Raw genomic sequence first — 12,519 nt, 5'->3', positions numbered from 1 at the left:
GGATTCCTCTCGGGCAGATTGTACGGCGGGCGAGTTGCGAGCCCCATCCGACCCGCGCAGGGAACGTGCCGGCCCGTTCCTTGGACGCGCGCTCCGAGCGGCACGTCATGGATCGCAAGATTTCGACGCCGTCGAGCCGGCCGCGGCGGGCTCAGGGCGCCTCCCACGGGAGAGGAATCGCACCAGCTCCCACCCGCTTGCGGAAAGCGGCATGCAGCGCCTGGGTCTTCGGGCCGGGGACACCCGCGCCGATCGTGTGGGCGTCCACGCGGACGACGGGAACGATCTCGCGGAGGCTCGAGGTGATGAACACCTCCTCGGCGGCGAGGAGCCGGGCCATCGTGACCGGCTCGCAGCACACCGGCATGCCGACCTCGCCCGCGACGTGGATCACGTGGGCCCGGGTGATGCCGACGAGGATCCCTGCCTCCTTGGGCGGCGTGATCAGCAGGTGCCCCGGGTCCTCGGCGCCCTCGTGCGCCGCGGGGCGCCGCTCGACAAGGAAGACATTGGACGTCGTGCCCTCGACGACATGACCTGACGGGTCGAGGATCAGCGCCTCGTGCGCCCCCGCGGCCCGCGCCTCGCGCAGGGCGAGCAGGCTCTCGAGGTAGTTCGAGACCTTGGCGCCGGGCGCCGCGTCGCCGGCCCGCTGGGTGCGGATCGTGATGGCCGAGATCCCCTCACGGTAGAGCGCGCCCGGCAGCGGCTTCAGCGGCTCGACGAGGATGACGCGGAGGGGCGCGCCCGCGAGCGAGGGATCGAGCCCGAGCGGGCCGCTGCCCCGCGTCAGCATCACGCGGATGTAGCTCTCGAGCGGCGCGGCCGGGCTGCCGGCGGAAGCCGAGCCCGGGGCCCCCGCCGAGCCCGCCGTGGCCCCGGCGCTCCCGGCCGCCGTCGCTGCCCGGAGCAGCGCGACGACCTCGCGGCCGAGATCGTCGCGCGGGATCGGCAGGGCGATCGCGATCCGCTCGGCCGAGCGCTCGAGGCGGACGAGGTGCTCTTCCAGAGCGAACGGCTCGCCGCCGTAGGTGCGGATGGTCTCGAAGACGCTATCGCCGTAGAGGAAGCCGCGGTCGTAGACCGAGACCCGGGCCTCCTCCGGCCGGTGGATCACACCATCGATGCTGACTAGCCGCGTCACGCGGCGAGATTACGTCACTTCTTGAGCTGCGCCAGGAGCTCCTTCGCCGGGGCGAAGTCGCGCTCGTTGTCGAGCGCGCGCTCCAGCATCTGGATCGCCTTCTTGTCGTCGTTCTGACGATGGCTGATCACGCCGAGGTAATAGAAGACCTCGCCCTTGCTGATCGGCGCGCCCTCGTCGAGCTTCTGGAGGAGCAGGGCGCGGAAGGTCTTCTGCGCGCGATCGATGTGCGCCGCCTTCGCCGCGTCGTCGCCCGACTCCGACAGATCGAGCGCCAGCACGCCGAGGTCGCGGAGGATGGCGATCGAGCCCGGGTCGATCTTGAAGGCGATGTCGAGCTCGGCGAGCGCCCGCTCCCGCTGCCCCTCGGCCAGGTAGGCCTTGGCGAGGCGGTGGTGGATCGCGGCGAGATCCTTCGAGCGGCGGCCGCCGTAGGACTCGACGATCTGCTGGAGCGCCTCGGCGGCCTTCTGGCCGCGGCCCGAGGCGCTGTACGCGTCGCACAGCGCGAGCAGGAGCTCGCGGTCGCCCGGCACGAGCTCGGTGGCCTTGACCAGGAGGTCCGCCGCGCGGCCGGGATCGTTCCGCTTCGCCAGGTGGATGCCGGCCGCCTTGCGGTAGAGCGCCACCTTCTCGGCCGGCTGCGCGGCCGCCTCGGCGTCGCCCGTGATGAGATCGGCGAGCTCGGTGAAGGCCTGCTGCTTCTCGTAGAGGGCGAGGAGCTGCTTCCTGATCTCCTGCGCCGACCCGTCCGCCGCGAGCCCCCGCTCCAGCACGCGCCGGACCGCGCCCTCGTCGCCGAGGGACCGGTGCAGATCCGCGAGCCGGAGCGCCGTGGCCACCGCCTCCGTGGCGCGGGCGTCCTCGAGGATCACCTCGAGCCGCTGCGCCGCCTCGGCCTTCTCCCCGCGCTGCTCGTGCAGGCGCGCCAGCGCGAGGAGCGCGCCGTGGTGGCGCGGCTCGCGCTCGAGGACCGCGCGGTAGGTCTCGATCGCCCGCGCCGTGTCGTTCAGCCGCGCCTCGTAGACCTCGCCGAGGCGGACGCTGTACGAGAGCTCCGCCGCGACGTCGCCGCGGTCCTTGGCGCGCTCGATCTGCGTGACGAACAGGTCCGACAGCTCCTGATCGCGGCCGGTCTTCTCGAGCAGCTGCGCGAGCAGGACCGTCGCCTTCTCGTTGTCGGGCTGCTCGTCGAGGACCGCGCGCAGGTGCTCGGTCGCCTCGCTCACCGCGTCGAGCCGCGAGAGGCAGATCTCCGCGCTCTCGAGGCGCAGCGCCGAGCGGGCCTCGGGCGACTCGGCCAGGTCGGTGAGCCGCTCGAGCAGCGCGAGGAGCTCCTTGTGCTTGCCGGCCTTCGCGTAGAGCTCGCGCAGCGCCGTCGCTGCGCGCGCGTCGCCCGGATCCGCCTCGAAGAGCGTCTCGTAGAGCTCGATCGCCGCCGCGTCGTCGCCGAGCCGCTCGCGCGCGACCGCCGCGGCGGCGTGCCGCGCGTCGCGGATGCGCTCGGCCTCGGCGTAGAGCTCGGACTGGCGCACGAGCAGCCGGAAGACCTCCTTGTGGTCGCCCGCCTCCTCCCGCACCTTCGTGAGCTCGGCGAGCGCCCAGGTGTCCCCCTCGTCCGCGGCGATCATCTCGCGCAGGATCGCCTCGACGAGCTCGCGGTCGCCCAGCGCGCGCTCCGCCAGCTCCTTCGCCTCGCGGCGCAGCTCGCCCGCGCTCCCTTCCATGCCGTCGAGGGCGGCGATCCGGCGCAGCGTGCCGATGAGGTCGCGCTCGCGCCCCGGCGCCCGCTGCAGCTCCTCGATCGACCGCAGGATGTGCTCGCTCGTGGAATCGTGCGTGAGCGCCGCCTCGTACGCCGCCTCGGCGGCCTTGGCGTCGCCCACCTTGTTCTTCTGCCACTCGGCGATGCGCATCCAGAGGTCGCGCGCCGTGTCGCCGTCGAGCTCGGTCCCGGCCCGCACCGCCCGCTCCAGGGCGGAGGCGGCGCTCGCCCAGCCGCCCGTCAGCGGGGCCAGGCGCTCGATCTCGCCGAGCACGTCGGGGTCCGACGGGTCGTCGGCGAGCGCCTTCTCGAGGGTCTCCAGCGCCGCCCTCGGGTCGTTCGAGCGCACCTCGAGCACCTTCGCCAGGTCGAGGCGCATGCGGATCCGCTCCGCGCCGCCCGGCGCGAAGCGGATGCGCTTCTCGTAGAGGCGCGCCAGCGCGGCGTTGTCGCCCCGCGTCCGGTAGACGCCCTCGAGCGCCTCGGCCGCCTCGTCGAAGAGCGCCGGGTCCTCGGTGAGCGCCTCGAGCGCGCCGCTCGCCCGCTCGTGATCGACCGCGCGATCGAGCGCCTGCCGCAGGGTGTTCAGGCCCTGGGGCTTGTCGCCGAACGACCCGATCTGGATCACCGCGAGCCGATAGAAGAGATCCGCCTGGTCGCGATCGCCGGGCGTGACTGCGACGCGGCGCTCGAGCACGTCCGCGAGCGCCCGCTCGTCGCCGAGGCGGCCGTAGAGCCGGTCCAGCGCCTCGAGGAGCTCCGGCGTGTCGCCGGCGTGCTCGACCGCCTTCGCGTAGGCCTGGGCGCTGCGCCGATCGTCGCCGAGCTTCTCCTCGGCGATGCGGCCGATCCGCAGGAACAGGTCCTTCGCGATCGTCGCGTCGAACGTCGCCGCGGCCCGCTGCGCGAGCGCGTCGCAGTAGCGGCCGAAGCCGTCCGTGCGCTCCGCGAGCCGCTCGATCTCGCCGTGCAGCGACGCGTCGTCCGGCGCGTCCTCCAGCGCGCGGAGCAGCGCCTGCTCCGCCTCGAGCGGGCGCCCGAGCTGGACGTCCTGCACGAGGGCGATCGCGCGGAGGGTCGCGGCCCGATCGGCCGGCTCGGTCTGCGCGCGCAGGCGCAGCTCGAGCGCGGCCGCGAGCTCCTCGTGGCGGCCGGCCGCGCGGAGGACGGGCTCGAGCACCTCGGCGGCGTCGAGCCGCAGCTCCTCCCGGCCTTCGCCGATGGCGCGGACCGCCTGGATCGCGTGGTCGTTCACCGCGTCCTCGTCGAGGACGAGCCGGTATTGCTCGATCGCGTCGCTCGGGCTCTCGAGCTCCCCCGCGTAGAGGTCGCCGATCGCCGTCCGCAGCTTGATGCGCGCGCCCCTGTCCGCGGCCGCGCTCGCCTGGAGCATCAGGTTCGACAGGAGCTCGTCCCACATCCGCTCGGCCCGGTAGAGCCGCTCCAGCGAGGACAGCACCGCCGGATCGCCCTGCTTCGCCTCGAGCGCCGCGTTGAGCGCGGCGATGGCGTCGCGCGGGCTCGAGAGATCCCGCTCGTAGCGCTCGGCGGCGCGCACGTTGAGGTCGTAGCGCAGCTCCTCCTCGTCGGGGCCCGCGAGCTCGACGCGCCGGCCGTAGAGCTCGACGAGGCGGCTCGCGGCGCCGCGCGGCTCGTGCAGCTCGATGAGGGCGTCGATCGTCATCGCGCTCTCCGGATCGAGCTCGAGCGCCCGCTCGTACGCCTGGATGGCGCCCTCCGTGTCCTCGAGCATCTCGAGCTTGGTCTCGGCGATGCGCCGGCAGATCGAGGCGTTTTCCTCGTCCGACGCCATCTCGCTCTTCTTCTCGAGGACGGAGATGAGCGTGTCCCAGTCGCTGAGCAGCACGGCCAGGGTGTCCATCTGCTCGAGCGGCTCGGGATCGCTCGGGTCGAGCGCGGACAGGCGCGCGTAGGCGCGGAGCGCCCGGCGCGGGTCGTCGATGCGCGTGTCGTAGACCTTGGCCAGCGACGAGAGCAGCTCGCGCTTCGTGAGCTCGTCCGACGTGGTGGTCACCCCCGCCTCGAGGCTCTCCGCGAGCTCCTCCCAGGCGCCGAGCTGCTCGGCGAGCCGCTCGAGCTCGCCGCGCGTCTCGCCGTCGTCCGGATCGAGGCCGAACGCCGTCCGGGTCGCGTCGAAGGCGCGCAGCTCGTCGTTGCCGCGCGTCTCCCAGAGCTTCGCCGTCTCCCGGAGCACCGCGACCTTCTCGCGGGCGTCCGAGGCGAGGCCGAACCGCTCGTCGTTGAGCCGGACGAGCTGCCGCCAGTCGTCCGCCCCCTCGTAGAGCGGACCGAGGATCTCGACGACCCGCGCCTTGTGCTGCGGGTCCTGGATGAGCGCCTCGAGCGCCCGGATCGCCTCGGCGTGCGACGGCACCTCGCCGACGATCGCCTCGAGCTGATCGATCGCGCCCGAGGTGTCCTCGAGCCGCGTGCGCAGGAGCTGCGCGAGCGCGAGGCGGTAGGGCGCCGCACGCTCGCCGTTCGGGGCCGCCTCGGCCCGGCGCAGGTAGAGGTCGGCGAGGTCCCGCGGCCGGTCGAGCTCGCGGTAGAGCTCCGTCAGCGCGTCGAGCGCCCGGGCGTCGTTCTCGTCGACGTCGAGCGCCGCGCGGTACGTCTCGATCGCGAGCGCGGGCTCGCGGAGCTCCGTCCGCTCCAGGCGCGCGATCGTGTGGAGGGCGTCGAGCCGATCCTCGTCCTTCCGGTAGTCGAGCGCCGCGCGGTAGAGCTGGATGCGCTCGGCGTGGCGCCCTTCCTTGACGAGCAGCCCGTCGATCGCGTCGAACAGCTCGCGCGAGTCCGGCTCGAACTCGTGCGCGCGCCGGTACCACCGCAGCGCGTCGGCCACGTCGCCGAGCTGGGCGTAGAGCTCGCCGGTGCGCCGGCTGAGCTTCGCGCTCGACGCGTCGTCCGAGGTGAGCTCCCCGAGCTCCGCGGCGTAGATCTCCGCGAGCCGCCGCTCCGCGCTCGCCACCTTCGCGAGCCGCTCGAGCTCCGCCCAGACGCCCTCGTCGGTGAGGTCCTCGTGGAGGAGCTTCGCCACCGTCTCGAGCGCCGCGCGGTAATCCTCGAGCTGCTCCTCGTGCAGCGTCGCGAGCCGCTGCAGCAGATCGCGGCGCTCGACCGGGTCCTGGCTCGCGGCGAGGCGCGCGTCGAGCGCGATCTTCACCCGGTTCCAGTCCGCCCGGCGCAGGTACACCGGCTCGAGCATCTCCCCGGCGCGCGCCCGGTGCTCCGCCTCGGCCGAGCCCTCGAGGATCGCCTCGAGCAGCGAGACCGCGCCCTCGTGCGCCGGATCGATGAGCAGCGCCTCGGAGAGCTCGTCGAACGCGCGCTGCAGGTCCTCGGTGTGCCGGTGCGCGACGAGCGCGATCTTGACGTGCAGCTCGGCGAGGTCGCCGGCGCGCACGTCGAGCTGCCGCTCGTAGAGCCGGATGAGGTCCTGGAAGCGCCCCGCCTCGCGGTAGAGGCCGTCCAGCGCCGCGATCGCGTCCGGGTGGAGCGCGATGTCGAGGATCGTCTCGTAGGTCGCGATCGCGCCGGCCTGGTCCCCGAGCGGGCCCCGCTCGAGCTCGGCGATCCGGAAGAGCAGCCCCGTCTTCTCCTCGTCGCTCTCGGCGTGCTCGACCCGGAGCTTCAGGATCTCGAGCAGCCGCCCGGCGTCGCGCGCCTCGCCGTAGAGCTCCTCCAGCGCGATCATCGCCCGCCGGTCGTCCCCGCGGGCCTCGAGCGCCTTCTTGTACTGCTCCACCGCGAGCTCGCGGTCGTCGAGCTTGTGCCGCGCGAGCTCGCCGACCCGCAGCCGCACGTTCTGCTGCACGTCGCCGTCGAGGATGTCCGGCGCGATGCGCTGGAACAGCTCGCACACCTCGGACCAGCGCCCGGTCGCCTCGCCGAGCCGCTCGACCGTGGCGATCCACGTCGTCACCTCGGGCTCGCCCGCCGCCTCCCGCACGCCGCGGAGCGCGTAGCCGAACGCCCGCGACGTGTCGCCGAGCGGCCCCTCCGCGGTGCGGAGCGACTTCTGCAGGGTGGCGAGCCGCTCGCTCGGGAGATCCGAGGTCTCGACCTTGATCTCCAGGACCCGGAGGAGGCGCTCGGCGTCGCCGTCCGCCTCGTAGAGCGGCTCGAGCGTCTCGGCGGCGTCGCGCCGCGCGTCCTCCCGCTCGAGCATCGCCTCGAGCGCCGCGCGGCAGCGCGCGTTCGACGGGTCGAGCGAGAGCGCCTGGCGGTACGCCTCGAGCGCCCCCGTCGCGTCGGCCTGGTGCAGCCGCCGCACGTCGCCGAGCCGCGCCAGCAGGTCGAGCCGGGCGGGCGTCTCCACCGCGAGGGACAGGTCCACCTCCAGCGTCTCGGCGAGGTCGACCCAGCGCTCGTCGAGCTCGTAGAGCTCCTCGAGGGCTGCGAGCGTCGGGCGCTCGGGGCCGAACTCGTCGAGCACCGCGCGCCACGCGTTGATCGCCTCGGGCACGTCGGCGAGCTTCTGCGCGAGCGTCTCGGCCGCCTTGGTCATGGCGCGCCGCCGCTCCTCCGGCTCCGTCGTCGACTGCTCCCGCGCCCGGAGCACGGAGACGAGCTCCCGCCACTGCGACGTCCGCTCGTAGAGCCGCTCGAGCGCCGCGAGCGCCGCCACGTCGGCGCCGTCGTCGCCGAGCCGCGCCTGCCAGGCCTCGATCGCCTTGGCCGGGTCGTCCAGCACCGTCTCGTGCAGCGTCCCGATGCGCTCGTAGAGCGACCGCCGCGTCTCGACGTTCTCCTCGAGGCGCACCTCGATCGCGAGCACGCCCGCGAGCGCCTGGTGCTGCTCCTTCGCCGCGTAGATGCGGCCGAGCGCCTGCGCCGCCGGGATCACCAGCGTCGGATCGGTCGGATCGATGGCGAGCACGCGCCGGTAGACCTTCTCGGCCCGGTCGGCGTCGCCGAGGAGGTCCTCGCAGATCCTCGCGACTTCCATGAGGATTTCGCCGCGGATGGTGGCGGTACCGCACGCGTCCGCGGCCGCCGTGAGCACCTCGGCGACCTGCTCGTGCTCGCCGAGGCGCCGGCCGATCTCGATGAGCCGCTCGCGCGCCGCGAGGTCCTCCGGCTCGAGCGGCAGGAGCTCCGACAGGCTGGCGAACGCGCCCGCGTCGTCCCTGAGCCGCTCGTCCTGGAGCACGCTGACCCGGCGGAGCAGCTCGCGCCGCTCCGACTCGGTCTCGGCGCCCTGGCGCCGGATCTCGAGGACCCGCACGAGCTGCCGGATCTCGTCCCGCGCCTCGTACACCGCCTCGAGCACGCGCGCCGCCCGGAGGCGGAGCGCCCCGATGTCGAGCAGCCGCTCGACGAGCTCGCGCGCCTTCGGGTCGTTCTGGCGGATCCGCAGCACGTCCTCGAGGTGCCCGAGCGACCCCTCGGGCTCGTGCAGCCGGTCGAGGTAGATGCTGCCGAGCGACAGCTTGATCTCGACGCTCTCGGCCTCGGTCGCCGTCTTCAGGCGCTGCTCGAGGAGCGCCGCGAGGTCGCGGAAGCGGCCCTCGCGCTCGTAGAGCTTCTCCAGCGAGTCGAGCGCCGCCGTGTAGAACGGATCGAGCTCGAGGATGCGCTCGTAGTAGCCGATCGCCTTGGCCGCATCGCCGATGATCTCCTCGGCGATGAGCGCCACCTCGTTGAGCAGCTCGATGCGCTCGCTCTGGTCCGTCGTGCCCTTCGCCGCGCGGTCGTAGAGCTCCTCGAGCTCGCCCCACCGCTCGGCCGCCGTCAGGATCTGCTTCAGCCGCTCGAACGCGCGGTGGTTGTTCGGGTCGAGGCTCAGCACCCGCTCCAGGTAGGGCTTCGCGCCCTCCGGGTCGCCGAGCTGCTCGTCGTGGAGGCTCGCCGCGCGCTCGCAGAGCTCGACCTCCACGGAGCTGCCGAGCACCTTGTCGCCCTCGGTGCGGCCCGCGACGAGGTGCACGCGGTACGCCTCCGCGAGGTCGGTCGGGCGGCCGGCGCGCCGCGACAGCTCGGCGGCGCGGTCCCAGAGCTCGATGTCGTCGGAGAACTCGTGCAGCGCCCGGAGGAGCGCGTCGAACGCCGTCCCGGCCGCGTGCAGCTTCGCCTCCTCGACGCTCGCGAGCGTGAGGTAGAGCTCCCGCCGCCGCGCCGGATCCCGCTCCGACTCGAGGATGACCCGGAGCGCCATGGCCTCGCGCCGGTGGTTGCCCGTCTCGGCGTACTCGACGGCGAGCACCTTGGCCGCGCGCACGCGCGTCTCCGGGCGCTCGACGAGCCGCGAGAGGACGGCGATCGCGTCCGGGTCGTGCGCCGACAGATCGAGCGCGCGCACCGCCGCCTCGAAGGCGTCCGCCGGCCGATCCAGCCGGTCCAGGTAGAGCGTCGCGAGCTCGATCTCGCGGCGCGCCCGCTCGTCGCCCTCGCTGACGTCGCGGTGCGTGGCCACGATCACGGACGCCGCCTCGTACTCGCCCGCGGCGTTCAGGAGGCGCGAGAGCACCCGCAGCGCGTTGATGCGCCCGGGCGTCAGCGCGATGACCTTGCGCAGCAGCTCGATCGCCTTCGCCGGGTCGCCGAAGACCTCCTCCTCGAGCGTCGCCCACTCCTCGAGGATCTCGGCGCGATCCTCGCCCCCGACCTGGCTCGCCCTGAGCTCGAACAGCCACCGCAGATCGGCCTGCCGCTCGTTCGCCCGGAGGAGCGCGTCGAGCGCCCGCACCGTGTCGTCGTCCGACGGGTCGTCCTCGACGAGGCCGCGGTAGACGGTCACCGCCTCGTCGAGCTTGCCCATCTCGCGCGCGTACACCTCGGCGAGCTTCAGCCGCAGCGTGCGCTGCACGTCGGTCGCGAGGTCCTCCGCCGTCCGGAGCCGGCCCTCGACCGCCTCGACGAACGGCCCCCACGAGCCCGCCGCCCGCGACCAGGCCTCGAGCAGGTCGAGCCCCTCGTCGTCCGGCTTCAGCTCGTAGGCGCGGCGCGCGTAGCCGAGCGCGCTCGGCTTGTCCGAGAGCGGCCCGCCCGTCACCGCCGCGAGCTTGCGCAGCATGCCGACCTGCGCCTCGGCGTCGTCCGTCGCGTCGAGGAGGATCTCGTAGAGCGCCGGCAGCCGGGCCCACTTCTCCTCCTCCTCGTAGATCGGCACGAGCGCCGCAGCGGCGCGCGCGTCCTTCGGCGAGACGCTGAGCACGCGCTCGTACGAGCGCGCCGCGCGCTCGGGCGCCTTCAGCTGCTCCTCGAAGATCCGGGCCGCGCGGAAGGAGATGTCGAGCTTCGTGGCCGGGTCGGTCGCCTTGTCCGCCGCGCCCGAGAGGAAGTCGACGAGGCCCTCCCAGTCGTTCTGCGAGGCGTAGAGCTCCTCGAGCCCGTCCCAGTCGCCCGCGGCGAAGTACGCGTCGCGCAGGACGCGGAGCGCGCGCGCGTGCCCCGGCGAGAGCGTGAGCACGCGCCGCCACGTCCGCGCCGCCTGGGCCGGATCCTTGAGGCGCTCGGCGTACACGGCCCCGAGCTTCTGCAGCGAGACGAGGCGAGCCGCGTCGTCGGCCGCGAGGTCGACGCGGCGCTCGAGCACCTCGGCGACCGTGGCGAAGTCCTTCTCGCGCTCGGCCTGCTTCTCCAGCGCGTCGAGCACCCCGGGGGCGCTCGGGTCGAGCTCGAGGATCCGCTTCTGCAGCGCGATCGCGTCCGCGCCGCGGTCGAGCCGCTCGGCGGCGAGCTTGGCCATCTCGCCGAGGAGCTCGATCTTCGCGGCGCCCTCGGCGCCCTCGAGCTTGCGCTCGTAGAGCGAGTAGAGCTGCGGCCAGGCGCGCCGCTTCAGGTACAGCTCGCGGAGCTTCTGCTGCGCCTCCTCGTCGATCGGCTCGACCGTGAGCAGCGCCTCGTACGCCGCGATGGCGTTCTGGACGTTGGAGAACTGGTCGAACCAGCGCCGCGCGACCGCGCGGTAGAGCCCCGCCTTCTCGGCGGGGCTCTCTGTCAGCTCGGCGAGGCGCTGCTGGTACGAGAGCAGGTCGCGCCAGCGCCCGAGCGACTCGTAGATGCGGGTCAGCTCCCGCACGGCGTCGACGTCCTTGTCGTCGAGCTGCACGATCTGGGTGAGGACCGTGACGAGGGCCGCGTCGTTCTTGGCGCGATCGCGGTAGATCGCGGCGATCTCGCGGAGCACCGCGACCCTGCCGGCGACGTCGTCGGCGGGCGTGCGCTCCAGGTCCTGCCGGTGGAGCTCGACGAGGGCGTTGTACCCCTCGGTCTGCAGGTAGAGGCGCTTCAGGGCGTCGCGCGCCTGGCGGTTCTCCGGGTCGGTCCGGAGCACGGACTTGTACTGCTCGATCGCCTTGGCGGCGTTCTCCTGCGACTCGGCGAGCCGCGCGAGCTCGGTGGCGATGGCGCGCTTCTCGGGGCCGTCGGGAACGGCGCGCTGCGCGTCCGTGAGGATCGTCGTGAGCCGCGGCTTGTCGCCGCGCTGCTCGAGGACCTCGCGGTAGAAGTTGAGCATCCCGGCGTGCGCCGGGTCGGCGCGGCGCACGCGGTCGAAATAGGGCTCGGCCGCCTGGGGCTGGCCGCGCATGCGCCAGTGGACCATGGCGATCTGCACGAGCATGCCGAGCTCCTCGCCGGGCTTCACGCCGCCGCTGCGGAGCTGGTCCTCGTAGAGGGCGACGAGGCGATCCCAGTCGCCCGCGGCGGAGTAGGCCTCGGTCAGGAACGAGAGCGCCTCGGGCTGGCCTGGCGAGAGGTCGAGCAGCTCCTCGTACGCCGCGACAGCGCGGGCCGGATCGCTCAGGCGGGCCTTGATGGTGCGCGCCGCGCGGACGGCCGCCGCGATGCGGTCCTCCTTGTTCTGGGCCTCGCCCTTGACGATCGACTGGACGCGGACGACGGCGTCCCAGTCCCCCGCGGTGGAGAAGGCGATCTCGGCGAGGTTGGCGGCGCGGAGGTTCTTCGGGTCGAGCTTCAGGGCGAGCTCGATGAGCTCGGCCACCCGCTCGCCGAGCTCGGCGCGGCCGTAGCGGTAGCCGATGTCGGCGGCGCTCGTGTAGAGCGCGCTCTTGAAGGCGCCGTCGGTCGCGCCCTCGGCCTCGGCCACGTACCGGTCCACGAGGTCGCGCCACCGCTCGCGCTTCGAGGCGTCGGTCTCGAGCGCCTCGGCCGCGGCGTCGTCGTCGGGGCGCAGCTCGATCAGCCGCTTGTAGGCGGCCGCCGCGCGGTCGACGTCGATGAGCTCCTCGTGGTAGACGCGGGCGAGCTCGGCCTGCATCGCGGGCTCGACGGCGCTGCCCGCGGCGAGGGCGATCTCCAGCTCGAGGAGGCGGGCCACGGCCTGCCATTCCTTCCGCTGCTCGTGCCGCCCGCGCGCCGCGCCGAGCAGGCGCTCGACGTCCCCGGGGCCCGCGCCGTTGTTCGGAGCAGTCACGGCCTCCGCGAGCTCGTTCCAGGCTGCCTCGTTCTCGGGCTCATCCTGCAGACGCCCAAGGGCCATCCGAATCGTCTCAACGCTCATCGTATCTCCGCGGACCTCGCGAATTCGGTCCGGTCCGTTCACGGGCCGGGCGAAGATAGCCGGGCGGACGATACGGTTTCAAGGATCCTCGCCCCCGCGGGCCTGGAAGGTCGGGCGGAG

The 12,519-nt window shown here is 73.4% G+C and carries 2 protein-coding genes; both read right to left on the bottom strand.

What is annotated here, in order from left to right; genetic code table 11:
- Positions 1 to 151: 151 nt before the first annotated feature.
- Positions 152 to 1,144 carry an aminotransferase class IV gene (locus WMF29_RS01365; protein ID WP_437327106.1) on the bottom strand — a complete coding sequence of 331 codons (993 nt, stop codon included), beginning with the start codon at positions 1,142 to 1,144 and terminating at the stop codon, positions 152 to 154.
- A 14-nt stretch (positions 1,145 to 1,158) separates the two neighbouring features.
- A complete protein-coding gene (locus WMF29_RS01360; protein ID WP_437327105.1) occupies positions 1,159 to 12,378 on the bottom strand; it encodes a tetratricopeptide repeat protein in 11,220 nt (3,739 codons plus the stop codon).
- Positions 12,379 to 12,519: the final 141 nt, after the last annotated feature.

Source organism: Sorangium sp. So ce381 (genome assembly GCF_051473845.1).
GTDB classification, from domain to species: Bacteria; Myxococcota_A; Polyangia; order Polyangiales; family Polyangiaceae; genus Sorangium; species Sorangium atrum.
The sequence above is the reverse complement of the archived record's forward strand: the minus strand, read 5'-3'. Positions and strand labels throughout refer to the sequence as shown.